A 22,430-nucleotide genomic window follows, 5' to 3' on the forward strand; every position below is an offset into this window, starting at 1 on the left:
CCACCATTATCTCAATGACTTAGCGGTCATTCGGATAGTGGCCACAGGTTCGGTGAACCTGTTTTCGGTTCAGCGGGCCAATTTTTGAGGTTCGCCGAACCCACCGACTTCGTGCAGTTCGTCGTCCAGTTCCAGCGCCGCTGCGCTCTTGCTCAGAGCCTCTGGCGAGAAGCGGGCGTAAATGTCCCGTGTGACTTTCATGTCGCTATGGCCCAAATGGCTGGCGATCTCGTCCATCGGAACGCCGGCCTCGGCCTGCCTGACGGCCGCCGAGTGGCGGAGCAGGTGCGGGTGGACATGAGGCAGGCCAGCAGCCTTTGCCGCGGTGGTTAGCCCCTTCTTGACCGACCGAACTGGCTTCCCGGCCCACTCGATCACGTAGTCCGACCGCGCGCCCTGTTTGGCCTCCAGCAAGCGCAAGCGGATCGTGCGTGTCATCTGCACGATGGCGCGTCCCTTATGCGCCGCTTTGATCTCAGGGTCTTCCAAGTCGATCTTGTTGCGGTCGAACAGCACCCGGTCCCATGTCAGCCCAAGGATGGCCCCCGCGCGCCCGGCCGTCGCGTAGGCCAAATGCACGAACAGGGCGAGGTGCGGCGTTTTGCACGCATCGGCCAGCAGCCTGATCTGGCGCGCGGTCAGATGCCGGTCGCGGCGATCACGCACGGTCGCCGGCCGCTCAATGTCTGGTGCGGACTTGATCAGCCGATGTTTCTTGGCCCAGCGCAGCACTGTGCGGATCCGGCCTAGCTCGGTGATGATCGTGCCGTCCTTCCTGCCGAGAGAGCGACGCGCCGCGATATAAGCTCGGCAGTCGGCAATCGTGATGTCCTCCGCCGACATCGCGCCAAAATGTGGGGCTAGCGCCTTCCACTGATGCGCCATGATAGCGACGGACGGATTGCCGGCCTTATCCCGGCGATAGGCTTCCCAAAGCTCGGCAACGGTCGTGCCCTTCGGCCTCAGAGCCTCGGCGTAGACCGCTGGCGCGCGGCGGCGAGCCTCAGTCTCGTTATCGGTGCCGAGCCGGAAACGCCGCCGTTTTCCATCCTGCCAGAAGCTGAGGACGCATTCGCCGTGAGGGAAGAGTCCCTGTCGCTTCTCTGATGCTCGAAGCCGGCCGATTTCATATTCGTCTGCCATGCGTTCTCCGTTGCCTCAACGGCGGCACGAGGGATCCTGAGGAGCTTCCCGCCAACCCGGAAGTGCCCGAGGTCGCCACGATTGACCATGTTGCGGACGTGCTGCTCGGAGCACCCCCATTCATCCGCGACCTCGCGCGGCGTCAGGATGTCAGGCCTGCGGGCCATTCCGTCCTCCTGTGTCAGATCCTGTCTCGGGGAGAGGAGCGGCCTTGGCGATCGTGCGCCGGGCGAGCCATTGGCCGAACAGCGCGCAGCCCGAGCAGATGACGGCACCATGCGCGAAGCCCATGATGTAGGCTCCGAGGTTCGTCATCGGCTCTCCTCCTGGTTGAGGAGGGCAAGCTTCGCGGAGAGCCAGTCCCGACTGGTCAGGTAGCTTGTGGTGACCGTGACGTCGCCATTGTCGTTGAAGACGCATGCAGCGAACGGCTTGAGCGCCTTCTGGGCTTCCTGGAGTTGGCTGCGGAGGGAGGCGTTCTGCTCGTCTTTGTCTCGCAAAGCCTGCTCGACCACAGCCGTGTAGTCGGCGGACTCCTTCCGTGCGGCAGCGAGATCGGATCGGAGCTGGGCGAGGATCGGGGCAGCCGCCTCATTCGCGATCTGCGCCCCATCGCGCCGGGCGGCACCGAGGGCATCCAGCAACAGGGGCTCGGCGATCCTGCCGAACTCCTCGAATGGCCCCTTGAAGCCAAGGCCGTCAGCGAGGACCGCTTCCGTCAGGGAGACGGCCAGGTTCACGGCTTCATCAGCGAGCGCTGTGCGGAGGGCGTCATGCATCTCCCCGAAGCTGGCGTTGTCGGCGGTCCGGCCGGATGCGGGGGTCATGCGAGCCTCCAGAGAACGAGCCCGTTGGTCAGGAGGTGCAGCGTGTTGTCGGCCACGATCAGCAGCCAGACCGAGAGCCACGCTGGCACGTCGTCGGTATAGCCAGTGGCCGTGACCGGGCCGCGGGCGCCGTTCTTCGCCCAGACCACGAAGCGGGCGAGCCGGAAGCGGTCGATGAAGAAGTGCGGAATGAGGATCCCAAGCCACGCCCACGCAGCAGCAGGCCCAAGGCCAGTGATCGGGATGAAGCAGCACGCATAGACGAGCGCGTGGGTCGCCGCGGCGAGGCTGTTGCGCGTCTTCTCGGTGGCCATCCAGTGACTTTGTAATAGAAAATCCCCAACGAGATGGGCTAAGATTTGATCCGCAGTCACGAACATCTGGTCAGCCCCTATGAACGAATACAACAGCTCCGACATCCTTCGATTTTGGGCGAAGGTGTCTAAGCAGGCGACTGATTGCTGCTGGCCGTGGACAGGGACTATGTCCGGTGATGGCTACGGGCTTTTTGACCGGCGACGCGAAGGAAAGAGGTTCGCCCGGCGGGCGCACCGCGTCGCCTACGAGCTGGCTCACGGTCCGCTGCCTGCGGGTTTGATGGTGCGCCACAAGTGCGACAACCCGCGCTGCTGCAACCCAAGCCACCTTGAGCCGGGCACGGCTGCCGAGAACTCGCGCGACATGGTGGAGCGCGGTAGGCATTGGACGCTTCAGCGCCCAACAGAAGTCCCTCGCGGCTCCGAGCACTGGACGGCGCGCAATGGCACGGCGCCACTTCTGCGCGGCCAAGATCATCCTAGCGCCAAATTGACGGCCGAGATGGTTCGGGAGATCAGGGCAGCGCGAGATGTCCCTCAGCGCGAACTGGCGCGACGCTACGGTGTCTCGCAGGGGGCAATCTGGCAGGTGCTTCGCGGCAACCACTGGTCCCACGTAAGCTGACTGGAGCAGATAGTCCCCGACGAGGTGCGCCACGATCTGGTCGGCGGTGAAGAAGGCGCTCATTCTTCCGCCTCCCCCTGAAGGGTGCGGAGCGCGGTTTCGATGGCGTCGGCTCGGTCGCGCATGCCGGCTTTGCGAGCCGTGTTGTGAACGTGATCGGCAGTCCCCCGCAGCCACATGACGAGCCCTTCCGGGGTCATGGGCCTAGGAACCTCGCGTAGCACCTCCTTCGCCTCCTCGACCGCCATGGATCCGGTCTTGAGGGTGGGCGAAGACTGGGGGGAGGGTTCGGGCGTTCTGGCTTCGCCCGTCCGGTCGTGCTCGATGGCCTGATCCTCGCCCATCGTCCGCCAGTCAGGCCACGTCCGAGCGAAATTACGATCCTGCTTGGCCTGCATCGCCGGCAGCAGGTCTTCCGGCTTGCCGCCATGGCGCCAGAAGCCGTCCATCGCCAGGATGATGACGTCGACCCACTCGGCCAGATCGTGCGGCTCGGCCTCGATCTCGCGAAGCTCCTTGGTGATGTGCTGGACGATGCCCTTGGTCCGCAGGGCCGGGCCGAACGTCTCCTTCGACCACGCCCATTGCCGGTGAAGGTAGGCGACGAGGTCCGCCCCCTTCTCCTTTCCTGATCCAGAGGCGAGAACGAGCTTCCCGGAGCGGTGAACTTCGTCGGATTTGATCGCCGATCGCAGATCCATAATGTAGTCCGGCAGCGTGCCGACTGATCCGTCCTTGTCGAACCAGTTTACGACCTCCAGAGCGGCTTCGCGCAACGTCAGCTCGCCTTCGAAGCGATCGCCGGGGAAGTCTGCTCTCAGCCGTTCCAGTTCGCCACCATCCCCATCCCCGCTTGAGGAGACGGGTGCGGCGGCGACATGCTCGGCCCATTGGCTCGCATCGGTGATGACGCGGGCCAGCCGCTCGCCGTCGACGTCGCTTCGGACGAAGTTGGACAGCCGCGCTCGATCCGTAGCGGTGGAGTAGACGGTCAGGCCGTCTCGGACGGACAGGGCCACCGGCATCCGCGCCATGTACTGCCGGATCCAGGCGTCCCGCTTCTCGCAGTACTCCGCGTGGGTTTGTGCCCAGCCGGAGATGCCGGTTGCGTGCCCTCGCCCGTAGGCGTCGCGCAGGGCCTTCGCGAGATCACCGTCTCGGACGGACGGGGCTGTATTGGTGGGGGTGTGCATGGCTCAAGCCTCCACCTTGGCGGGCTCAAGCAGCCGGGTGATCTCGGCAGGAAGAGCCGGCTGCGTCAGTTCGGTCGCCTGCGGGGCGGCCCAGGGCTGAGCAGGCTCGTCGCTCGGCTCCGGCCCCCAATCGATGACGATCTCGCCCGTCGCCAAGAAACGGTCGCGGAGGCGCTTGAGGGTGGCGATGGCCCGAGAGAGGGGGTAGCGGCCATCCTCCGAATAGCCAGGCGGCTCAAACAGAAGGCAGCCTCGGCCGCCGCTCAAGCCGAGCCACTCGGCCGCAAGATCGCTGTCGGAAAGCGCCTCAGGATGCAGAACCATGATCCAGCCGGCAATGCAGGCAGCAGTTCCGCACTCGTGGATGATCTCGATGCCTCGGCCTGACCAAGTGCTATGGGCACCCTCTGAGAAGAACGCCCGCATGTTAAACTTTTCCGGCGGCTGCGCCTCCAGATGCGCGATGAGCTTGTCGAGATTGGCGACGTTCAGCATGGCTGATCCTTCTTCGCTTCGGCTGGATTGCGGGTCGGGGGTGCGGGAGGGAGGGGTGGCGCATCGCCTTCGGCGACCGGGCCGTTGCCCTGACGGGCCGAGCCCAAGGTCTCGGCGCTCCGCGCTGCCGTCCCTTGCGCGGGCGCCAAGAACACGACGCTGAGCGGATGCACGACGACGGGGCTGTCGAGGTCGTCGAACATCACATGGATGTAATTCCGGGTATGCGACATTCGAGGTTGCTGAGCCCATAGCTGCCCATTAGGTCGATTGTGGCTTTGGAGGTTGATGGGTCGTCTCTTGCGACGCGGTGGCCATGTCATCGAGCAAGAGCGCCGCGTCTGCATACGCCCGCTCTTGCGCATCGTCTGTCATGCAGGCTTCCTTGCCCTTGAAGGAAGACACGAACCGAAAAAGAGCATCGTATAGGGCAACCGCACGAGCCTCGGCGGCCTCCGCGCGATTAAGTGCCAACCGATGAGCCAAGCATTCTGCTTGGTACACGTCTGCGTCTACGAGACCGGCGGATTTTGTGTGTGCTACAGAGCGCGCAGCACCAATGCTTTGTCCGCATTGCTCTCGGTAGAGGCTGACCCACAATGGCTTCCTGCCGCAGACACGGTAACCCTTGATCCAGTCCTCCAACGCTCTGTTGGTGCCTTGAGCGATTATAAGCTCTATACGCAGCCGTCTGTTTTCGGCTCGCAGACGTTTAAGCGTCTCTCGTATAGGGCCAGCAGACTCGCTCATACTGGGTCTCTCAAGTTTGCCTGCGGCGCATCGCCCGCTTCCATGCAGAGCGTCGGGCACCCTTCGCCCCAGCAAGTCTCAGATGTCAGCGGGAGCGGGCAATCGGAAAAGCAGGACCGACACCACTCGCCAGTTAGTCGGTCGCACATGAGATACGCGGCCGTAACGTCTTTGTGGCAGTGATCGCAGGTGATCTTCCCGTCAGCATGTCTCATTGGAGCGACTCCGCTTGGCACGCGATTGTTCGGACGACCGCAAAAGCCCGCCGATCCGCCTCCTGACGCTCGTCTATCCAAGCTCCCGGAAGGTCGTTCCCTTGTGGGAGCTTGCCGAATAGTGGAATTCCATAAGCGGCCTGCGGGCTACCGCAATAGTCACCGTAGCAACCTGCGCGCTGCCAATCAGTCGATAGACGTAGGTGTGCTTCAATGATCTGGCCGCCAATCGACTCGACGTTGAGCGGTCCGGCGTAGTCACCAAGATGAACCCTACACCATTCATTCACCATCGTGAGTTCTGGCTCAATTGGCGCGTCATGTAGTGCCCATAGATCAAAGCGTCCGAACCGATCAGATGGGACGCCGGTTGCCTGCGCCGACCACAGGATCTGGCCTCGATCTACCAATGCATCCGTGGAGACGTGCGAGCCCTCAAGATGGTCCGCCCACATCATGCCCGGCGCATAGTCGAGATTGTCGGGATCGCTAACGAAACGGGCGCCGATCCCCATCCCGTGCAGGTTCGTGATCGGCTTGACGATCACCGGGAAACGCTTTGGCGTTACTCCGAGCGGTGCGTGAGCGTAGGTCTGAGTTTCGGCAATCAGCAGACGGTCATAGACCCATCGGTGTTTTGGGTTGGCTATCCACGCATCCGCATCCTCCATTTCGACGAGCCATTCTGCCGGGTAGGCGGGTCCCAATCGCTTCTCGTTGTGGCGCTGCCTGAACGTGCTCATTCGATCCTCAATCCGATAACGCATTGCAACCTAATCCGACATCGGATACGGGTCAATAAGCGATATCGCATTGGAGGTAGCTTTGACTCATAAACCGATATCGGTCACAACCGTGGCCGTGCCAAAAGACAAGCTCGACGACAAGACGTTGGTCCGCTTCAGAGCGGGCGTGCTCGACCGCATTGACGCGGTGGCGGGCAAGTTCCGGCGCGCAGTTTTCATCCGCGAAGCCGTCGAGACCGCACTGACAAAGGCAGAGAAGCGGCGGCCGGGCAAAGGGGCTACCGAGGGGGAGCGGCCTTGAGCGATCTGCTTCGCTTGAAGCACCTGGAGCACGTCGCCGACTACGAGGAGGGCGACAAGCTCATCATCAAAGTCCAGAGCCGGAACCCGGTCCCCGAGCGCCAGTGCTGTCTCTTTGCCACCATGATCAAGAATGGCCGGAAGCTCGGGCAGCGGTATCGCGACGAGCCGATCCGGCGGCAGACCGTCCGGATAGAGATCGACCGACAGCGCTACAAGTGCTCAGCCTGCGGGAAGACCGGCATCTACGAGGCGCTGCCGGACATCGATATCCGGCACGACATGACGAAGAAGCTGCTCGTGCGCATCCAGAAGGATGCAGTGGAGTGGCCGTTCAGCCATGCCGCCAAGATCAACGGTGTCGAGGCGAAGCAGGTCGAGCGGATTTTCCAGGACCATGCCGACAAGGTTCTGAAAGGATACCTGCCGAAGCTCCCGCGCGTTCTCAGCATGGACGAGAAGGTGATCCGGAAGAAGGCTCGGTTCATCATCGGCGACATTGAGAACAGCGCCATGCTCGACATGCAGATGTCGAGAAGGAAGATCGACCTCAACGAGTATTTTTCCCTGTTGCCGGGTCGCGACGATGTCGAGGTGATTTGCCAGGACATGTGGTCCACCTACCGCGAACTGAACAAGGGCTTGTTCAAGAACGCGACGGTCGTCATTGACAAATACCACGTCCAGCGGACGGCCAACAAAGGCGTCGAGGCCGTTCGGCGGCTCTTCCAGCAGGACGTGTCGAAGGCGGAGCGCATCCACCTCAAGAACAAGCAGAGCGTCTTCCTGGCCCGCTGGGGCACCGCGAAGCCACGAACCATCAACCAGTTGAACGCCTTGTTCACGTACTTCCCCACGCTCAAGCGGGTCTACGAGTGTAAAGAGAGCTACTACGAGATTTACGACGCCGCCTCGAAGTACGAGGCAAACGAGATGATGAACCAGTGGCTCGTGGATCTACCGAAGGACCTACACCGGCCCTTCAAACCGGCGCGGGACGCGCTCAACAACTGGCGCCCGTGGATCTTGAACTACTGGGATCATCCCTATACGAACGCCTACGCCGAGAGCCTGAACAACCTGATCGGCCGGATGAACATGCAGGGCGTCGGCTACAGCCCGGAAACCCTTCGCGCCAAGGCGCTCCTCAAGCACGGCGTGTTCGGCAAGACGCAGTGGGGCGAGTGGGTCCACATCGGGCGCGAAGGCAGCGTCCCGATGGTCTGGGACGTGGGCCTCGGGGTGCCGCTATCAACCTTAGAAGCCGACTTGGAGGCGGGCACGTTCTGAGCCCAAATCACCCTTCAAAGTCGCATACCCGTAATTCCGAGAGGTGCCCGGGTAGACGATCTCGCCCTCGCGGCCTTCCCAGTCCTTGCCCTCGCCCGTCAGGGTAATGCGCCGGCCAATCTGCGGGTCGATGCCGTAGGATCGGCGGATGTAGCCGTAGCCATCATCAGGCGGGATGCCAGGCGCCAAGCGCACGGTCGCGAACCGCTGGTAGTCGCGGAACGGCATGTCGAGGTCCGCATCCAGATAGGCGCGGTAGCGCGCGGCGGCGGGCGACCGGGCGGACACAGGCTTGGTGTATGCCTGTCCGTAGAGGCGCGCCGTCACCTCATAGAGGCGAACCGGTTTGGTCTTGCCGCCCGCGCGAGGGATCGAAACGGCTTGCCCGCCAGAACGCGAAGCGGTCTGGTCCGAAGGATGAGAGCCCGGACCCGAAGGGGCGCGCCCTGTGCTCTCCGCCCCGCGGGAGGCTTGGTCTTGATCGGGGAGGGCCTTCATGGCTGGGCCGCCTCAGCTTCATCTTCGGCCATATCGGCGCGAAGCTCTGCGGCACGTTCGGGGTCAACAATGTCCCAATCTGCCAGGGTCATGCAGTCCTCGCAGACGGCTTTGCCGTTGATGTTCCAGCCGCCCATCTCCTTCGCAGTCTCGTAATCGCAGCGTGAGCAGATCGCCTCGCTTCCGCGGTCCAGCCAATCGCCGCTGCCGATGCTGCTCTCCGGTCGCCCATCCCACTCGGGGACGCGCGTCGCCTCGTAGCCGCTGCGCGCCAGACAGGGCTCACACTCGCAGCCATCTGGGCCGGCGAAATCCTCGTCGTCCGCGCCTTCGCAGTCGTCACAGCGCATGAGGACCGCGGCCTCGCGCGAAGCGGCCCGGATAATCTCATGATCCCACTCGCCGGGCGTTCCGACGATCCATGTTGGCAGCGGTGGCTTCACGGCCTTCGCGACGGGCGCAACGGGAACGCTTGCTCCAGCCGGCAGCCCGGCAACGGTAGCCGCTGCTCCAGCGGCCGCGAGGAAGGATCTGCGGCTCAGTGCTGTCACTTCTGCTCTCCCGTCGAAGGGGCTTCAGCGAGGCTGATCATCCGATTGACGAGTGCGAGCGCAGATTGCTGAAGTTCCAGCCGGGTCGGCTCCAGCTTCTCCTTCGCGGCGTCCCCGGCGGCGTCCCAGGCGGCGGCCCCGGCGGCGGCCCTGGCGGCGGCCCAGGCGGCGGCCCCGGCGGCGGCCCAGGCGGCGTCCCAGGCGGCGGCCCCGGCGGCGGCCCTGGCGGCGGCCCCGGCGGCGGCCCAGGCGGCGGCCCCGGCGGCGGCCCTGGCGGCGGCCCAGGCGGCGTCCCAGGCGGCGGCCCCGGCGGCGGCCCTGGCGGCGGCCCAGGCGGCGGCCCCGGCGGCGGCCCAGGCGGCGGCCCCGGCGGCGGCCCTGGCGGCGGCCGCATCCTGTCTTGCCGCCTCTAGCGGGCCGCGCAGCGATGGCGTATTCGCGAAGTCGGTGATCTCGGGCAGGCCCGACAGCGCATCGGCTTGGGTCGTCAGACCGGCGAGCCGCAGCCATGCCGGCGTATGCACTCGCACAAGCCAGTCGGCGGCCATGGTGGCGCGGCGGTTCTCCAGTGCCTCGGATCCGCGCGTCCCGACGAGGCGTGGGATCAGCGGCAAGATCAGCGCATCGCGGTCTTCTTGCGGGAGGCCGTCGTTCCATGCGCGCATGAAGGCGCCGATGACGGGCGATGCGCAGGTCGGATGGTCGGACCAGGGCTCGCCGGCGATAAAGGCCACAGCCTCCATAGCGCACATCTCGCCTTCGCTCTCTCGGTGAGCGCCCTCAGAGAGGGTAACGACCTTGGCGAGGCGTGCGTGATCAATCGTGATGGCGGTCATCGGGCTTCTCCAAAGATGATTGGGCGGATCGGGTTCTCGAAGGGGCTTCAGCGAGGGGACTGCGGGGGTGATCTTCGGGCGCGTCGATGTTGGCGCGAATGACCTTGAAGGTGACGGCGACGACCCACGGGTTCGCGTCCCAGGACTCGGGGCCGTTGATCGACCGCCAAAGCTCCGCGAACGCCTTCTCAGGCGTCGGGCGCGTCAGCTTCTCGCCGGCGCTGGCCGCGAAGTGGCGCCAGCCATCCTTCTCGGGCTCGCGGATCTCATAGATGCCCTCGGCGAGCGCATCCTTCGCGCTGATCTCCTGCAGCCGTTCGACCCGGACGTCCGTCACGAGAAGCGTGAGTCGCGAGGCCCAGCGCGGCATGTGGATCGACGGCCGCCAGCGAGGTTTCGATCGATCCCAGCCCGCAGCGTAGATAGCGGCCAAGTCCCGATCGGTCGGGTTGATGGTCTGCTGGACGCCCTCGCTCATCCGGTACGCGGACGACGGGACCAGAGCGTGGTTCTCGCGCACATAGAGGCGGTCGCCGATGGCAAAGCGGCTGAAGTCCGCCCCGTGCTCCCGAACCTCCCCCTCGGTCGCGTTCACGATCCCGCCGTGAGCATTGCTGAGGTGAAAGCGATCAGACACCCCGGGCATCAGCTCGGGCTGTGGCTTCAGGATCCGCCGGGTCTGCGTCTTCCGGCCAGCGAGGAGCGCCGCGATCATCGGCGCCGAGAAGATGATGGGACGGTCAGCCATTCCTGATCTCCTTCTCTCCGCTGGAGCGGTCGGCTTCTGAAGGGGGCTTCGGCACGTACCGGTTAGCCGTCAGCAGCTCGCGGACGGCAGCCGAGTTGCGAACGATGGGGCCGCCGCCATTGTCGAGGCGCCAGCGGCCCTCAGTGTCGGGCTCGGAGGCAAGGCGTTCCATGACCTCGCAGGGCACGCCGAAGCGCTCCCACGGGCCACAACGCTTGCCGCGGCTCGGCACATAGCGGCGGTTCGTCGTGTAGCCGACGTTGGCGTCGAGCTGCTGAGCGGTGTAGCGGCCGGCGTTCGAGAGCGACCAGTTGTAGCCGCTGTGATTTGGTCCCCAGAGCGTGATGTACGGCTGCCGGGTCCACTTCGTGCGGAAATCGACGACGAAAAAGCGTTGCTCGCTCATCGTGTCCTCGCCTTCGTTGGCTTGCGGGTTTCTGCGACGCGCCGCGCTTCCTCCACGGCCTCATCGGACCAGAAGCACTCGTTGCCGCGGCCTTGGCCCGAGACGCCGCCTGGCGCTTTCGACAGGAAGCCGCGGGCTTTCCACTTGCGGAGAAGATCAGGCGCGATGCCGAGCAGGCGGGCCACATCGCTAGTTCGACGCTCGCTCATGCGATCTCTCCCGAGCGGTCGGCTTCTGAAACACGACGGCGGGCAGTGACGAGGACCGTCAGAGGCACGGCTTCGACGCCGGCCTCGCTGAACATCGTCGCGGCGGCCTCGAACTCGTCGGCAGGCATGGACGTCTGGCCGGGGCCGTAGACGACGGCACGGATGCCCGCCTGGATCAGCGTGCGGGCACAGGCAGCGCACGGGTGGTGGGTCACGTAGACTGAACAGCCGTCCGTCCGAATGCCGTGCTGAGCGGCGAAGGCCGAAAGGTTCGCTTCCGCATGGCTGGCAAAGAGGTACTTCGCTGGCCGCTCGCGGCGCTCGGGCAGGTCGTCCACGCCAGCCGGAGGGCCGTTGTAGGCCGTCAGCAGCACCGTCCGACCATTCGGGGCGACGAGGACCGCGCCGACCTGCGTGCTGTCCTTCGACTTCGTGGCGGCGTGCTGAGCGAAGCCCATGAGGTAGGAGGGCCAGTCGGTCATGCCGCCCTCCGCATGAACCGGCCGCGCTCATCGCGCCTCTGCGGTGGCTTGGGTCGGCCAGCGAGAGTGACGACGCGAGCCGCCTTGTATCCAGCGAGCGTCAGGTCGTAGACGAAGCGCCGAAACTCACCCATGTTGTACTTGGGCGTCCCGCGGTATGCCGCGAGGAAGAACATGAACGGCTCAAGCGGGTAGTGCCCCTTGATGCTGTTGCACTCAAAGCAAGCGATGACGAGGTTTTCGTTTCGGTCGCGAGCCGTGCCGAGTAGCTGCGGCTCAATATGATCCCGCGTCGCCTGGCAGGCTTTGTTCGCCCGAGCCTCCGGTGAGTGGGCCGGGAAGACGCGGCGGTCGCAGTAGGCGCACACGCCGCTGTGTAGCCTACGCTTCTTGCCTGGGATGACGTGCATATTCATGCTGCCACCTTCCGAGTGCTGGCAGCATCGGCCTGGATCAGCGTGGGATCGCTCCAAACCACACCCTTCTCCGCCCCGAAGACGAAGAGGCTTTCGATCAGGTCCGACATCTCGGACTTGGTCAGCTTGCGGGTGCTGATGCCGAGCGGCACGAGGCCGTTGCCGTGAAGGGCAGGGGCCATCCGCACTTCCTTGCCGAGGGCGGCGAGCGCGATCAGCTTCCAAGCCTCCGGCTCGTAGTGGAGGCCAAAGTGCTCAACCTGCTTGGAGATGTCGCCCAGCATGGCCCAGAGCCGACGATTTTGAATGTCGGTGCGCCGAGGCGCGGAAAACTCCACGAGCCAGCCGATCGGCGCCTTGCTGATCCAGTGAAGAGCCTTGCGGCGGATCTCTTCGTTGGCGATGCGGAGGGTGTGACGGTCGCCGCTCATTGAGCAGCCCTCCGTTCGCGGATCAGGCCGCCCAGCCGCTCAGCGTCCTCGGCCTCAAGAGCCTTGAACCGCTGCCGGAATTCAGGGTCGTCGGTGATGACCTTCACGGCCGCCTCGCCCGAGACCTTCCAGAGCTTGGCGCTCAGTTCGCGTGCGATGCGCTGTGAGGCTGTCGGCTCAGAAGCCTCACGATCTACTGCAGGCCGCGGCGTAGCGGCTGTGTGGCCGCTTGTGCGCGGTGCAGGGCGTTCGATGTCGCGGCTGGGCATAGCTGCCTCGCCGTCGTCATCAGTCGGCGGCACGCAGAGGGCTGCCATCAAGGCGTAGCGCAGGCCGTAGGTGACCGCGGAGCCCAGCCCCTGCGGGTCCCGCTTGGCGAGCGGCACATGCAGCGTGGAGCGCATCCATTCGCCCGAGACGTGGGCGAGCATGGTGGTGATCTCCACACAGCCATCGACCATCCGGCCGGGCGCCTGCGAGACGATGAGGCCGTTTGCCTGGAGAGCAGGGCGTGCCGTGTCGAGAACCGCCTCCAGGGTGGCGTAGCGGTTCTTGAAGTGCGGGTTCTTGGCATCCTTCACGACGCCGGTAAGCACGCCCTGGGCGCCGTGCAGCGCCTTGCAAAGCTCGCCAATGGTGGGGCTGCTCTCAATCACGATGCGGCGTCCTCTGCTGTGACGCGGCGCGGCTCGAACTCCTGGCACTTGCCGTCGAAGTTCACGCGCTCGCAGAGCTGGTACGGAGGATCCGGCGAGTACTTGGGATGCACGAAGGCGTAGCCGGCTCGGGTCGGCGCCTTCATGCAGCGGTATCGCCAGGGCTTGGTTTCGACGCGCGAGGCGGGGTGAACCCATTCGCAGCTATCGCAGAACACGGGGGTCACGCGGCCTCCGCACGCTGTTCGATGCCGAGGTACGCGAGAGCCAACTCAAGCGTGTCGAAGCGCTGTTCCCGGCCCGTCAGTGGCGCAGGAGCCCGGTCGTAGAGGATCGGCACAAGATCGACCGCCGTGCCCTCTGCCGGGCAAATGCAGGCTACGGCACGGGGCAGGTAGTCGACATGGAAGACGCGGATGGTGCGGGAGCCGTAGACGGTCTCGGTGCGCCAGGGGTTCACGACCGCCCCTCCGCTTTCGCAAGAGCCTGACGGGCGCGCTCAACGTTCCGGTCAAAGTCGAGCATGACGGTATGCGTGCCGTCGATGTCGTCAATGAACCATTTGAGAGCCACCAACAGGTCGGGCGCGGCCGCCATCAGATGAGTGTTCGCGACCGCCTGCTTTCGCGGCAGGTCGTTGGCATAGACGACTGCCAGACAATGCTTCCCCGCAAACACGGCGGGATCGTCGGTGGACCGACCATCAGTGTCGAAGGTCGTCCAAGGGGCGGCAGTGTGCTGGGCCATCAGAACGCCTCCGCGCTCTGGACGAGCGGCAGGCGGCTGCTGTGACCCGGAAGGCGCGGCCAAGACCGCGGATCTTTCGCAGAGACCTTCTGCCGGCATTCTGACTTGATCGCGTCGAGATCCGAGGCGAGGGCCGTGCTGGCGCTGGCGGCCGCATTGACAGTGCGTTCGATCACAGCGGCGGTGTACGTCGGGCAACCGCGGCCAACGGCCTCCATCAAGCTCTCGACCTGCTTGAGGTGTTCGCCCAGGTTCCAGTATGCGGCCTGGAGTTCGGACCTGCTGAGCATGTTAGCCTCCAACTGCGATACGAATTGCGATGCCGACCACACCAAGAGAGCCGGCGATGATGAGGACGAGGCAGGCGATGATCGCGGCATCGTCTAAGTCGAAGCCCGGTTCGTCTTCCGGGTACGTGTCGAGATCGACCATGGGTCACCCGTCAACGAGAGGGGAAAGCTGGCCCAAACCACTTTTCGATTGGCTTTGATGCTCGGCGCTGGGGCTCAGCTTTTGCAAAGCCACGGCTTTGGATTTTCGGCTTGGTCGCTGCGGCAGTGATGCCGAGCTGCGCCCGCTTGCGTCGCTTGGCTTGAGCGGCTGCCGAGTGGTCGGCTGCGTCCTTCACCCGCTTGCAGGTCTCGTAGTGGGCCGGGCCGCGATTGCCGGCCGTGTCGGATCCGCCATTCTCAAGCGCGATTTCATGTTCCACGAACCAGCGCTGACGGACGCCATCAATCCGCTCGCCGCAGGTCACACAGATGCCCTTGGTCCGCTCCCACGCGGCAAGAACGTCGCGAGGGCTCAGGCGCTTACGGGCAGTGGTGCCGACATCTTCGCAGACGACGAAAGGCATTAAGCAGCCCTCCGAATGCTCTGACGCAGCTTCGCCATCCGGTCGTAGAGGATGACGTTCACAGTGGCTGCGAGGTTTAGGCAGAAGGCGCTTGGGATCATCACCCTGCGCGGGCAGCGATCGAGTAATTCGCCACCAAGCGTCCCATCCTCTGGGCCGAAGATGTAGAAGGCACGCCGCGGATGCGTGAAGCTGGGCAACTCAGTTGCGCCCGGAACCAGATCAACAGCGACAGGCACAGTATCGAAGGGGATCAACGACCACAGGTCATCGCCGCGCAAAACTGGGATGTGCCGGTAAGCTTTCGTCACATCCTGACAGCTCGTGACCGGCGTGCGGTCACCTTGGATAGCAACCAGCGATGCGCCGAAGACGTGGGCAGCGCGCATAACGCCGCCGACGTTCGCAGAGACCTTTGGCCGGACGAGGCCGATGGAGGCGAAGCCGCGGGCGCTCATGCGGCCTCCCCGATCTCAGCGAGGATCGCGGCGGCATCGGCCCGAAGCTCAGCCTCTACGCGGCGGGCCTCTTCAGCCTCGATCTCAGCCTGCTCAGCAGCATCAGCCTCGGCAGCTTCCTCATCCTCATCGAGGAAAGCATGAGCATGCCCGTAGGCGTCGCCCTCGCAGTCGAAGGCATCCGTGAGACGGAATACGCCCTTGAAGACCGCATAGCCGTCATCGTGCTCAGCGACGGCGTAGGGGGCAATGTCGAAGAAGGAGCGCATCAGCGAACCTCCCCGCGAGCAGCGGCGACGTGATCAGCGACGAGGCCGGGAACGAAAGGGCCGAGGCCAACCGCCAGGATGGCGAGGCTGACGTAGGTCAGCAGCTCAGCGAGCGGGGCGGTCGAGAGGTAGAGGTCGAGGGCTGAGAGAGACATCGCTGCGGCGCTCCGTGGCGGCGGCTGATGTCGCTACTTTATCCAAATCTCTTGGACATGCAAGCCCTACATCCAAAAAAAATGGACACTGATGCGCGGATCCCGGTTGCCGGGAGGCTCGTTCTACATCAGGTTGTATCTAGAACGAAAAGTGAACATCCCGGCGAGGTCAATGTGACGGGTAATGAGGAAGCTCTCGAAAGGCAGCTCAAACGCCAAGCGTTGCAGTTGGCATCGATGCTGCCGGACGATCCGAACGCAGCCGTGAAGGTGCTCGGATACGCCTATGAACTGATCGAAGATTTCGTTCGACCGAGCCGGCCGGCGTTAAACGCAAAATCGACGGGCGGCCCGCTGAGGCTCGTTGCGAAGGATGGCGCTCCCGTTAAGCCATGACCCGGCGTGTGCGCTTGGGGGCGATGTCCAGTCCGCGATCAATCTGAGCCATCTTCTCTAGCAGCCAATTCGGCATCATGGCCTCGCTGCCGTCGTAGATCCAGTCGGTTGTGACGCCGAACTTTTGTTTGATCCTGAGGGCGTCATCCGGCTTCGGCCGGCTGACACCTTGCTCGTAGTTATTCCACTGGCTGTGTGAGAAGCCGTGAAGATCGGCGAACGCGCGCTGGTTATCCATCTCATGGATCGCGAGTCGGAGCAGCCGCAGGCGGCGTCCTGACTCAGGATACAACGGCTCTGACGCACTCTTCCCCATCCCCGCATTCTGACTGGGGATAACGAGGCGGCCCATCGAAGCCTTTTGGGCCTTGTAGTATCCAAATTCATTGGATATAAGGGTGTCCATGCGGACGCTCTCGACCACCGGTCAGGTCATCGACGCACTCGGCGGGACCGCCGAGTTAGCGAAGGCTCTTGGGCGCAAGATGACCGTCATTTCGAACTGGCGCACTGGCGGAAGCTTCCCGGCCAACACGTACCTCGTGCTGACGGAAATGCTCTCCGCAATTGAGTGCAGAGCCCCCGCGCATCTGTGGAACATGGTTGACGCTTCCGCGCGAACGTCGACCGCCCAGCAAGTCTTGCGGGAGGCTGTGTAGATGTCCGCGGCAATGCTTTTCATTCTCAAGATGTGGCTGGCCTCGGCTGCCATTGCTTCGGTCTGGTGTGTCTGCCGTTGGCGTCACATCGACAGCCCAGTCATTCCTGGCTTTGCCATCCTGATCCTCTGCGGTGCCGTGAGGTACGCGCTGTGAGTGCCCAGGATCAGATCCGCCAGTTCGCCGACGAGATCTCGCGCATTCGCGAAGCTGCTGGCGATACTGAGGAAGACCGCAGGCGCGATGGAGGTCGGCGTACTCCGCGCGGCGTCATCAGCGTCGCGATGAACATGCTCATGGCCGGTGCCACAGTGACCGAAACCGCTGAGGTCTGCGGCGTCAGTCAGAGTTGTTTGTCTGCGACCGCCAAGCGCCGAGGTGTCGTATTTCCTAATAGCAACGCGGCTGTCCGCGCTGCAATCGCCGAGCGCGCCAAGGTCACGCAGGCTTATATCAACGGTGTTCAAGTCACCCCCGGCGAAGAATGGCTGCGCGCCGCATTCGAGTATCTCCCCACGACTGGACAGCTTGTCTGGCGTCAACGCGATGATGTCCCGGTCTCTTGGAACGCTCGATACACGGGCAAGTTCGCAGGCACACGTCACTCGATGGGTTATGTGACTGTTAGGATCTTTTGCCGTTCGTTCTTGGCTCATCGTCTCATCTGGAAGATGATCCACGGTTACGACGCGGTTACCATCGATCATGTCAACGGTAATCGTGCCGATAATCGCGATCTTAATCTGAGAGACGCTACCCGGCAGCAGAACTGCTGGAATGTCGCCGGTCGAGGCCGAAGCGGCATCAAAGGCGTCCGCCAGACCGCATACGGCACGTTCCAGGCGCGTCTTGGGCATCGTCACCTCGGAAATTTCGCGTCCGCCGAAGAAGCGCGGTCGGCCTACTTGGCCGTAGCTGTTGCGGAGCGTGGCGCTTTCGAAGGAGCCGCGCGATGAGTGCCGACGCAGATATCCGTTCATACGTGGATCGCCTCGTTCGGATCGAAACAGAACGCCGCGAACTTGCCAAAGACGCGAAGGCAGTCCGCGATGAGGCCAAAAGCGCCGGCTTCTCCCCGAAGCTGATCGCGACGTGCGTTCGGATCATGCTGATGGAGGCCGAGAAGCGCGCCGAGGCGCTGTCCGGCCACGAAGAGCTTGACCTGTATCTGAGCGCGGTTGGCCTCGTCGCCGAGCGCGTGGATCACGAGACCCGCCAGGACGCTGGCGGTAGCGGGTACGCCGGACCGGCCATGGCTGCGCGCGCAGCCGCCCGCGACGAAGCCGGGGCGGATGTCATTCGGGAGACCGATGCATCCGTCTCGGCGACAGAGACCCGCCAGTCTGGCGGTAGCCGTCCCGAACAGGCTGCGTCCTGCAATGCACCGGGAGCCGGCGAGGGCGGTCGCGAGGCTGCTCAAGGGTACAGTGCTGCCACCGAGGCCCCGTGGGAGTCTGGCAGTCGGATTGGCGAACGAAACGCGGCTGCTTGTCGGGACGGAGCGGGTGCATCCGCCGAGCCCGGCCGAAACCGCGGCCATCTCGCCGACGCGTCGCTTACGGCGCGTGGATCCAGCTCGTTGCCGGCCACGGGCCGAGAGGAAGGCCGGCACCCTCATTCGGACCACCGGCCATGACTGCCGCCGTCCGTCTCCCAAAGGCTGATCTGGTGATCCAGTCCGAGGTCGATCCTCGGGATGTCATCACGGCCTCTGTCACCGCCTACGGCCGGCACATGCGGATCAGCTTGTTCCGCGACATGCGCCTGGGCCTCGGCAGCACCTTCAAGCGCTCGCAGGTCGCGGCCCTGATCGACGGCCTTTCCGATCTGCACGCGAACATGTCCCCGGAGGCGTAAATGTCTGGCTTCCGTACCTTTGAGACCAGCCGCGTGAGCTTCGGCGACAATCGCCCAAAGGCGCCGCTCGTGGATGCCGCTCTGGTGCGTCCGCCGATCAAGCGAGCGCCTGCGAAGCAATGGTCTGAGCCGAAGATATGTCAGAAGGGCTTCATCCCTCCGAAGCCCGTAACTCCTGAGGATTTTCAGCAGCCGTGTGCGTTCCCGTTGCGGCGGCTGATGGATCTGGTGTGCTACATCACACAGTTCCCGGCCGTGCATATTCGCGGACAGCGGCGTCTGGGCAATCTCGTCCGCGCTCGTCAGATCCTGTTCTGGCTCGCTAAGAACAATACCGAGGCGAGCTTTGTGCAGATCGGCCGCCTCGTCGGCGGCCGCGATCACACCACGGTGATGCACGGAGTACGCCGCGTTCAGGCGGTCATTGATCGCCTGAATATTGAGGTCTCTGACTGCCCGGTCACGATGGCCGAGCGCCTTTGGCGTGCCGAATGGTCGAGGGGGAAATGATCTCCTCGCCATCACTTTACATCCTTTTCGTCTGCGCGCGGCTTGCCGGCCGCTCGCTCGCGATCTTCCAGGGCTTTGCTCAGGCTTGCCGGCCTGTAGCGGCGCCCCTCCGCACTCAGCGCGTCGATGTAGTCCTGCCAGGACGGCGCGCTGTCATCTCGGTCTTTGGAGCCTACCGGCTCCGCACGTCTCTCTACGGGAGTTTCGTAGCGTGACCGCACTCTCTGCCTCCTTCGGCCGCCGCTCTCTGATGCCCACAGCATCGGAGAAGAGGTCGATGAAGTCTCAGGCATCCAGGACTCATGCTCATGCCTCCACGCATGAGTTTGAGTCGCGCCGCACGCTGACCGTTGGAGAGCGCGTGTGCGCCTTCCTGAGGGAGCGGCACCCGGTCAAAACAGCCGACAACGTGGCGGCGGACACGGGCATCCCGTTTAACACCATCAAGACGTGGCTGGACCGCGCCTCGGCCCCGAACGCCGAGGGCTACACGGCACTTTGGATCGCTTACGGCCCGGATTTCCTCGCCGCGCTCGCCGACCGCGAGCCCGCATGGCTGCAGGACGTTCGTCGCGCCCAAGAGGCCGCTCATCTCAAAGCGGAGATCGCGGCCCTTCAAAACAAGCTGGCGGGAGTGCGCGCATGAGAAACCGGGCTCGTCGGACTTTCTACGGCTGGTGCGCTGATGCGTGCCGCGCCTTGGGCCGGCATTCGCTTCTGATCCCGAAGGCTTTTGATCGCATGGCCGATTATTGCGCGGAGCGTGCGCGATGAGCGCTGCGTATCGCCCGCTCATGATGAGCGACGTTCGCCGGATGCGCGAGCTTCACAGCCAGAACGTCTCTCAGCGGCGCATCGCTGAGATGCTTGGCGTCAACCAGAGCACGGTCGAGCACTACACGGGCCGTCACGAGATGTACGGCCGCGCGCATCGGTACGCGGCCTTTGTCGAGAAAGCGGCCCGGCTCGGTGCGCCGCTCCTCGTCCCGCCCAGCCCCTTCTAACCCTCACAGCACGAGGCGACCCGTGAAGAACGAATGTTTGGACGCTGTCGCTGCCGTGCTGGATGAGGCCGGCATCGCCTACACGGTCGGCCACGGCGGCAAGCACTACCGCATCGACTTTGAGGTCAATGGCCGCCGCTGCCGCACGACGTGCCCTGTGACGCCGAGCGACCGCCGCGCCGCTCTGAACGGCGCCTCGCAGGTCCGCCGGATCATCCGCCAAGCCCAGGAAGAGACTGATCAGACGGGAGAGCACGCCATGTCGTTCGATGAAGTCGATCTCACTCCGAGCCACGCGCTGGCCTTTGCCTTTGAGGGTCGCAGCGTGCGCATCGCGGAAGTGGATGGCGCGCCTTGGTTCGTCGCCAGCGACATCTGTACGGCTCTGGAGATCGGCGATCAGAAGCAGGCTCTGGACAAGCTGGACGATGACGAAAGGGGGGGGTGTTCAATACCCACCCCCGGCGGCATGCAGAAGGTGAGGGCGATCTCGGAGTCCGGTCTCTATACTCTGATCCTTCGTTCCCGCGGCGCCACCACTCCCGGCACTCCTGCGCACCGCTTCCGCAAGTGGGTCACGGGGATCGTCCTCCCGTCTGTCCGCAAGCACGGTGCCTACGCTGCCGACCCCGCCTTGATGCGGGACATCCAGACCTTGAAGGCCGAGGTTCAGGACCTGCGCGCCGCGGCAGATCTTGCACTTGAGACCGCCGGCCGGCTCGAGATGGGCAAGATCGCCCCGACAGTCGATCTCGCCTCCACGGTCACCTCTGACGATCTGATTAGCCTCGCAGGCATCAAGCCCGGCCAGCGCGTCCGTGGGACTTCGGCTTTCGTCACCGGCCGCGTCCTCACCTTCACCGCCGGCCACGGCTGCTTCAAGACGCCTGCGCACCTCAATCCGTCGATGCCTTGGCGCTTCCCGCGGGAGAAGGCGACAGAGTGGTTGTTCGGCGCGTCTCTCGGCGCTGAGGAGATCCGCAACCAGATCGACCGCCAGCGCCGCAAGAAGGCTCAGCGGGCTCGGCCGGCGCACCAAGGGCATCTGTCGCTGGTGGGGGCTCCCTGATGGTCGCTTCTGCTGCCATTGCCCTTCAGCATCGCCGCGCCGACGCAGCGAAGAAGCGCGCTCGGGTGGATCGGGAAAGCCCGGTTCATGTCGCGATCCTCGATTACCTGCGCACGACACTGCCGCACGGCTGGCGAGTGAAGCACACGCCGAACAAGCCCCGCAGCATGCAGCAGGGCCGTCGTGAGAAGCGCATGGGCGCCATCGCTGGCTGGCCTGATCTCGACATCATCGGACCCGCCGACTTCCCGCCAAGCATTTGGTTTCTGGAGGTCAAGCCGCCGATCGTTAAGGGCGTGCGGAAGGAAGTCCCGTCCGAGGATCAAGAGAAGTGCCACGATGCCCTCCAAGACCTCGGGCATGCGGTCAAAGTCGTCCGCTCGGTAGAGGAAGCCCGTCAGGCCGTCAGAGATTGGCGCCTCCCGACGAAAGACATGCTGATCCGTGACGCATCGGGGAGGGCGGCATGAGCGATGCCGATCCGACGCAGCCCGGTCCCGCCGGCCTGTTCTTCCGCACTGATCGCCTGTCCGCCTCCGGCTGGCACCAAGAGCACCAAGCCCGTTCCCGTCTAGAGCGCTGGTGCTCTGAGTGCGGTCAACGCGCTTGCTACGGCTTCGGTGAGACCCTTCGCTCGGAAGGCGTCCTCTCCTGTTCCGGGCCGGACTGCATGGACGCGGCGGAAGCGACGGCCCGCGAACGCGACTGCCCGTCTCCTCCCGCCAAGCCCAGCGACGATACCGCTGCACCGGATCTCTTCGGAGCTGCCGCATGAGGATCCCCGAGATAGCCGACCGTCTCCGCGAGGTCGCGGCTGAGCAGGGCCTGCCCGAGCTTGCGGGGCTGGCTGACGAGCTTCGGCGCCGGCCGGCTGGCCCGAAGCCTCCGACTGTTTCGCAACCCATGTCGGAAGACCTCGCCGAGGCGATCCGATCCCTCAAGGCCGCCAACCCGCGGCTGACCCAAGTTGAGATCGCCCGTCGCTGCCAAGTCAATCAAGGCCGCGTGAGCGAAGTTCTGAAGGGGAAGCGCGCATGAGCGTTGGCAGCACGTTCAAGGATCGTCGTCCGGCACCCGTCATCTGCCGAGAGCGCGGCTGGTCGGCCGGCACTTTCGTAGTTGGAGGCGAAGGCGCTGCTCAGGTCGTCATATTAATCACGGCTGTCGGTGAGGAAGAAGTCTTAGCTCGCGGTGTCAGCTTTAAGGGCAAACCGGTCAAATGGTTTGAGGGTCAGTGGAACTTTTATTCCAAAGACTGGCAACAAGTACCTGATCCCTTTGCCAAATTCAAATCCAACAAGGAGGCGTAGACCGCT

Annotated in this window: 44 protein-coding genes and 1 pseudogene; 16 read left to right on the forward strand and 29 right to left on the reverse strand. The window is 64.2% G+C overall.

Annotated features, from left to right (window positions below):
- Positions 1-69 precede the first annotated feature (69 nt).
- The 5 genes and pseudogenes from ABC766_RS00005 to ABC766_RS00020 form a co-directional block, all read right to left on the reverse strand.
- Positions 70-1,143 (reverse strand): site-specific integrase, encoded by a 1,074-nt coding sequence (locus ABC766_RS00005; RefSeq protein WP_345820392.1) that lies wholly within the window; start codon positions 1,141-1,143, stop codon positions 70-72.
- 23 nt (positions 1,144-1,166) lie between these two features.
- Positions 1,167-1,310 (reverse strand): annotated as a pseudogene (locus tag ABC766_RS33925) (helix-turn-helix domain-containing protein); the annotation flags it as partial.
- The gene (locus ABC766_RS00010) at positions 1,294-1,458 is read right to left on the reverse strand and encodes a hypothetical protein (RefSeq protein WP_345820393.1); all 165 of its coding nucleotides are present in this window, start codon (positions 1,456-1,458) and stop codon (positions 1,294-1,296) included. The pseudogene ABC766_RS33925 and the gene ABC766_RS00010, both read right to left, overlap by 17 nt.
- Positions 1,455-1,970, reverse strand: coding sequence for a hypothetical protein (locus ABC766_RS00015; protein ID WP_345820394.1), 516 nt, complete (start codon positions 1,968-1,970; stop codon positions 1,455-1,457). Before ABC766_RS00015 ends, ABC766_RS00010 begins: the two co-directional genes overlap by 4 nt.
- Complete coding sequence (locus ABC766_RS00020; protein WP_345820395.1) at positions 1,967-2,389, reverse strand: DUF3307 domain-containing protein; 423 nt, start codon at positions 2,387-2,389, stop codon at positions 1,967-1,969. The genes ABC766_RS00015 and ABC766_RS00020 overlap by 4 nt, the downstream gene beginning before the upstream one ends.
- Positions 2,390-2,453: 64 nt before the next feature.
- Between ABC766_RS00020 and ABC766_RS33930 the strand changes: the two genes are divergently transcribed.
- Complete coding sequence (locus ABC766_RS33930) at positions 2,454-2,912, forward strand: HNH endonuclease (protein ID WP_427902273.1); 459 nt, start codon at positions 2,454-2,456, stop codon at positions 2,910-2,912.
- A gap of 59 nt (positions 2,913-2,971) precedes the next feature.
- Here ABC766_RS33930 and ABC766_RS00025 read toward each other — a convergent pair whose 3' ends face one another.
- The 4 genes from ABC766_RS00025 to ABC766_RS00040 all read right to left on the reverse strand — a co-directional run bounded on the left by ABC766_RS00025 (position 2,972) and on the right by ABC766_RS00040 (position 6,308).
- Positions 2,972-3,946, reverse strand: a complete 975-nt coding sequence (locus tag ABC766_RS00025) for a dATP/dGTP pyrophosphohydrolase domain-containing protein (RefSeq protein WP_345820401.1) — start codon at positions 3,944-3,946, stop codon at positions 2,972-2,974.
- Positions 3,947-4,108: 162 nt separating this feature from the next.
- Positions 4,109-4,600, reverse strand: coding sequence for a hypothetical protein (locus ABC766_RS00030; RefSeq protein WP_345820402.1), 492 nt, complete (start codon positions 4,598-4,600; stop codon positions 4,109-4,111).
- Positions 4,594-4,803 carry a hypothetical protein gene (locus tag ABC766_RS00035; RefSeq protein ID WP_345820403.1) on the reverse strand — a complete coding sequence of 70 codons (210 nt, stop codon included), beginning with the start codon at positions 4,801-4,803 and terminating at the stop codon, positions 4,594-4,596. The genes ABC766_RS00030 and ABC766_RS00035 overlap by 7 nt, the downstream gene beginning before the upstream one ends.
- A gap of 758 nt (positions 4,804-5,561) precedes the next feature.
- Positions 5,562-6,308 (reverse strand): hypothetical protein, encoded by a 747-nt coding sequence (locus tag ABC766_RS00040; protein WP_179699053.1) that lies wholly within the window; start codon positions 6,306-6,308, stop codon positions 5,562-5,564.
- 118 nt (positions 6,309-6,426) lie between these two features.
- On the opposite strand from ABC766_RS00040, the gene ABC766_RS00045 reads away from it, so the two are divergent.
- Positions 6,427-6,612 carry a hypothetical protein gene (locus ABC766_RS00045; RefSeq protein ID WP_345820404.1) on the forward strand — a complete coding sequence of 62 codons (186 nt, stop codon included), beginning with the start codon at positions 6,427-6,429 and terminating at the stop codon, positions 6,610-6,612.
- A complete protein-coding gene (locus ABC766_RS00050) occupies positions 6,609-7,901 on the forward strand; it encodes an ISL3 family transposase (RefSeq protein ID WP_345820407.1) in 1,293 nt (430 codons plus the stop codon). Before ABC766_RS00045 ends, ABC766_RS00050 begins: the two co-directional genes overlap by 4 nt.
- On the opposite strand, the gene ABC766_RS00055 is transcribed toward ABC766_RS00050, so the two are convergent.
- The 19 genes from ABC766_RS00055 to ABC766_RS00140 all read right to left on the reverse strand — a co-directional run bounded on the left by ABC766_RS00055 (position 7,869) and on the right by ABC766_RS00140 (position 15,619).
- On the reverse strand, positions 7,869-8,399 hold the full coding sequence (locus ABC766_RS00055; protein ID WP_345820408.1) for a hypothetical protein: 531 nt from the start codon (positions 8,397-8,399) through the stop codon (positions 7,869-7,871). The two genes, ABC766_RS00050 and ABC766_RS00055, sit on opposite strands and share 33 nt — an antisense overlap.
- Positions 8,396-8,950, reverse strand: coding sequence for a hypothetical protein (locus ABC766_RS00060; RefSeq protein ID WP_345820409.1), 555 nt, complete (start codon positions 8,948-8,950; stop codon positions 8,396-8,398). The genes ABC766_RS00055 and ABC766_RS00060 overlap by 4 nt, the downstream gene beginning before the upstream one ends.
- Positions 8,947-9,786: a hypothetical protein gene (locus ABC766_RS33935; RefSeq protein ID WP_427902274.1), complete on the reverse strand. Its 840-nt coding sequence runs from the start codon at positions 9,784-9,786 to the stop codon at positions 8,947-8,949. The genes ABC766_RS00060 and ABC766_RS33935 overlap by 4 nt, the downstream gene beginning before the upstream one ends.
- Positions 9,767-10,534, reverse strand: coding sequence for a hypothetical protein (locus ABC766_RS00065; protein ID WP_427902275.1), 768 nt, complete (start codon positions 10,532-10,534; stop codon positions 9,767-9,769). Before ABC766_RS00065 ends, ABC766_RS33935 begins: the two co-directional genes overlap by 20 nt.
- The gene (locus ABC766_RS00070) at positions 10,527-10,940 is read right to left on the reverse strand and encodes a hypothetical protein (protein ID WP_345820413.1); all 414 of its coding nucleotides are present in this window, start codon (positions 10,938-10,940) and stop codon (positions 10,527-10,529) included. Before ABC766_RS00070 ends, ABC766_RS00065 begins: the two co-directional genes overlap by 8 nt.
- The gene (locus tag ABC766_RS00075) at positions 10,937-11,149 is read right to left on the reverse strand and encodes a hypothetical protein (RefSeq protein ID WP_345820414.1); all 213 of its coding nucleotides are present in this window, start codon (positions 11,147-11,149) and stop codon (positions 10,937-10,939) included. The genes ABC766_RS00070 and ABC766_RS00075 overlap by 4 nt, the downstream gene beginning before the upstream one ends.
- Positions 11,146-11,631: a dCMP deaminase family protein gene (locus tag ABC766_RS00080; RefSeq protein ID WP_345820416.1), complete on the reverse strand. Its 486-nt coding sequence runs from the start codon at positions 11,629-11,631 to the stop codon at positions 11,146-11,148. The genes ABC766_RS00075 and ABC766_RS00080 overlap by 4 nt, the downstream gene beginning before the upstream one ends.
- Complete coding sequence (locus ABC766_RS00085; RefSeq protein ID WP_345820418.1) at positions 11,628-12,047, reverse strand: HNH endonuclease; 420 nt, start codon at positions 12,045-12,047, stop codon at positions 11,628-11,630. The genes ABC766_RS00080 and ABC766_RS00085 overlap by 4 nt, the downstream gene beginning before the upstream one ends.
- The gene (locus ABC766_RS00090; RefSeq protein ID WP_345820421.1) at positions 12,044-12,478 is read right to left on the reverse strand and encodes a recombination protein NinB; all 435 of its coding nucleotides are present in this window, start codon (positions 12,476-12,478) and stop codon (positions 12,044-12,046) included. The genes ABC766_RS00085 and ABC766_RS00090 overlap by 4 nt, the downstream gene beginning before the upstream one ends.
- Positions 12,475-13,134, reverse strand: coding sequence for an ERF family protein (locus tag ABC766_RS00095; protein WP_345820423.1), 660 nt, complete (start codon positions 13,132-13,134; stop codon positions 12,475-12,477). The genes ABC766_RS00090 and ABC766_RS00095 overlap by 4 nt, the downstream gene beginning before the upstream one ends.
- The gene (locus ABC766_RS00100) at positions 13,131-13,280 is read right to left on the reverse strand and encodes a hypothetical protein (protein ID WP_345820424.1); all 150 of its coding nucleotides are present in this window, start codon (positions 13,278-13,280) and stop codon (positions 13,131-13,133) included. Before ABC766_RS00100 ends, ABC766_RS00095 begins: the two co-directional genes overlap by 4 nt.
- Before the next feature lie 77 nt (positions 13,281-13,357).
- Positions 13,358-13,594, reverse strand: coding sequence for a hypothetical protein (locus ABC766_RS00105; protein ID WP_345820427.1), 237 nt, complete (start codon positions 13,592-13,594; stop codon positions 13,358-13,360).
- Positions 13,591-13,881: a hypothetical protein gene (locus ABC766_RS00110; RefSeq protein WP_345820428.1), complete on the reverse strand. Its 291-nt coding sequence runs from the start codon at positions 13,879-13,881 to the stop codon at positions 13,591-13,593. The genes ABC766_RS00105 and ABC766_RS00110 overlap by 4 nt, the downstream gene beginning before the upstream one ends.
- Positions 13,881-14,171 (reverse strand): hypothetical protein, encoded by a 291-nt coding sequence (locus ABC766_RS00115; RefSeq protein ID WP_345820430.1) that lies wholly within the window; start codon positions 14,169-14,171, stop codon positions 13,881-13,883. Before ABC766_RS00115 ends, ABC766_RS00110 begins: the two co-directional genes overlap by 1 nt.
- 1 nt (position 14,172) lies before the next feature.
- The gene (locus ABC766_RS00120; RefSeq protein WP_345820432.1) at positions 14,173-14,313 is read right to left on the reverse strand and encodes a hypothetical protein; all 141 of its coding nucleotides are present in this window, start codon (positions 14,311-14,313) and stop codon (positions 14,173-14,175) included.
- 10 nt (positions 14,314-14,323) lie between these two features.
- Positions 14,324-14,737, reverse strand: a complete 414-nt coding sequence (locus ABC766_RS00125) for an HNH endonuclease (protein WP_345820435.1) — start codon at positions 14,735-14,737, stop codon at positions 14,324-14,326.
- A complete protein-coding gene (locus ABC766_RS00130) occupies positions 14,737-15,195 on the reverse strand; it encodes a TrmH family RNA methyltransferase (RefSeq protein WP_345820437.1) in 459 nt (152 codons plus the stop codon). The genes ABC766_RS00125 and ABC766_RS00130 overlap by 1 nt, the downstream gene beginning before the upstream one ends.
- Positions 15,192-15,464 (reverse strand): hypothetical protein, encoded by a 273-nt coding sequence (locus ABC766_RS00135; RefSeq protein WP_345820439.1) that lies wholly within the window; start codon positions 15,462-15,464, stop codon positions 15,192-15,194. The genes ABC766_RS00130 and ABC766_RS00135 overlap by 4 nt, the downstream gene beginning before the upstream one ends.
- A complete protein-coding gene (locus ABC766_RS00140) occupies positions 15,464-15,619 on the reverse strand; it encodes a hypothetical protein (RefSeq protein ID WP_345820440.1) in 156 nt (51 codons plus the stop codon). Before ABC766_RS00140 ends, ABC766_RS00135 begins: the two co-directional genes overlap by 1 nt.
- Positions 15,620-15,646: 27 nt before the next feature.
- Between ABC766_RS00140 and ABC766_RS00145 the strand changes: the two genes are divergently transcribed.
- A complete protein-coding gene (locus ABC766_RS00145) occupies positions 15,647-16,015 on the forward strand; it encodes a hypothetical protein (RefSeq protein WP_345820441.1) in 369 nt (122 codons plus the stop codon).
- Here ABC766_RS00145 and ABC766_RS00150 read toward each other — a convergent pair.
- On the reverse strand, positions 16,005-16,421 hold the full coding sequence (locus ABC766_RS00150; protein ID WP_345820442.1) for a helix-turn-helix transcriptional regulator: 417 nt from the start codon (positions 16,419-16,421) through the stop codon (positions 16,005-16,007). The two genes, ABC766_RS00145 and ABC766_RS00150, sit on opposite strands and share 11 nt — an antisense overlap.
- On the opposite strand from ABC766_RS00150, the gene ABC766_RS00155 reads away from it, so the two are divergent.
- The 12 genes from ABC766_RS00155 to ABC766_RS00210 all read left to right on the forward strand — a co-directional run bounded on the left by ABC766_RS00155 (position 16,420) and on the right by ABC766_RS00210 (position 22,424).
- Positions 16,420-16,674: a hypothetical protein gene (locus tag ABC766_RS00155; protein ID WP_345820444.1), complete on the forward strand. Its 255-nt coding sequence runs from the start codon at positions 16,420-16,422 to the stop codon at positions 16,672-16,674. The genes ABC766_RS00150 and ABC766_RS00155 overlap by 2 nt on opposite strands.
- A gap of 671 nt (positions 16,675-17,345) precedes the next feature.
- Complete coding sequence (locus tag ABC766_RS33940; RefSeq protein ID WP_427902334.1) at positions 17,346-17,630, forward strand: HNH endonuclease; 285 nt, start codon at positions 17,346-17,348, stop codon at positions 17,628-17,630.
- On the forward strand, positions 17,627-18,310 hold the full coding sequence (locus ABC766_RS33945; protein WP_427902276.1) for a GapR family DNA-binding domain-containing protein: 684 nt from the start codon (positions 17,627-17,629) through the stop codon (positions 18,308-18,310). Before ABC766_RS33940 ends, ABC766_RS33945 begins: the two co-directional genes overlap by 4 nt.
- Positions 18,307-18,531, forward strand: a complete 225-nt coding sequence (locus ABC766_RS00170; RefSeq protein ID WP_345820449.1) for a hypothetical protein — start codon at positions 18,307-18,309, stop codon at positions 18,529-18,531. Before ABC766_RS33945 ends, ABC766_RS00170 begins: the two co-directional genes overlap by 4 nt.
- Positions 18,532-19,041 (forward strand): helix-turn-helix domain-containing protein, encoded by a 510-nt coding sequence (locus tag ABC766_RS00175; protein WP_345820451.1) that lies wholly within the window; start codon positions 18,532-18,534, stop codon positions 19,039-19,041.
- Positions 19,042-19,318: 277 nt separating this feature from the next.
- Positions 19,319-19,687: a hypothetical protein gene (locus ABC766_RS00180; RefSeq protein ID WP_345820453.1), complete on the forward strand. Its 369-nt coding sequence runs from the start codon at positions 19,319-19,321 to the stop codon at positions 19,685-19,687.
- A 124-nt stretch (positions 19,688-19,811) separates the two neighbouring features.
- Positions 19,812-20,045, forward strand: a complete 234-nt coding sequence (locus tag ABC766_RS00185) for a hypothetical protein (RefSeq protein WP_345820455.1) — start codon at positions 19,812-19,814, stop codon at positions 20,043-20,045.
- 22 nt (positions 20,046-20,067) lie between these two features.
- Positions 20,068-21,114, forward strand: a complete 1,047-nt coding sequence (locus ABC766_RS00190) for a BRO-N domain-containing protein (RefSeq protein ID WP_345820457.1) — start codon at positions 20,068-20,070, stop codon at positions 21,112-21,114.
- The gene (locus tag ABC766_RS00195) at positions 21,114-21,584 is read left to right on the forward strand and encodes a hypothetical protein (protein ID WP_345820459.1); all 471 of its coding nucleotides are present in this window, start codon (positions 21,114-21,116) and stop codon (positions 21,582-21,584) included. The genes ABC766_RS00190 and ABC766_RS00195 overlap by 1 nt, the downstream gene beginning before the upstream one ends.
- Positions 21,581-21,889 carry a hypothetical protein gene (locus ABC766_RS00200; protein ID WP_345820461.1) on the forward strand — a complete coding sequence of 103 codons (309 nt, stop codon included), beginning with the start codon at positions 21,581-21,583 and terminating at the stop codon, positions 21,887-21,889. The genes ABC766_RS00195 and ABC766_RS00200 overlap by 4 nt, the downstream gene beginning before the upstream one ends.
- Positions 21,886-22,152, forward strand: coding sequence for a hypothetical protein (locus ABC766_RS00205; protein WP_345820463.1), 267 nt, complete (start codon positions 21,886-21,888; stop codon positions 22,150-22,152). Before ABC766_RS00200 ends, ABC766_RS00205 begins: the two co-directional genes overlap by 4 nt.
- Positions 22,149-22,424 (forward strand): hypothetical protein, encoded by a 276-nt coding sequence (locus ABC766_RS00210; RefSeq protein ID WP_345820464.1) that lies wholly within the window; start codon positions 22,149-22,151, stop codon positions 22,422-22,424. Before ABC766_RS00205 ends, ABC766_RS00210 begins: the two co-directional genes overlap by 4 nt.
- Positions 22,425-22,430 lie beyond the last annotated feature (6 nt).

It is taken from the genome of Methylobacterium fujisawaense, from assembly GCF_039619325.1.
GTDB lineage: Bacteria > Pseudomonadota > Alphaproteobacteria > Rhizobiales > Beijerinckiaceae > Methylobacterium > Methylobacterium fujisawaense.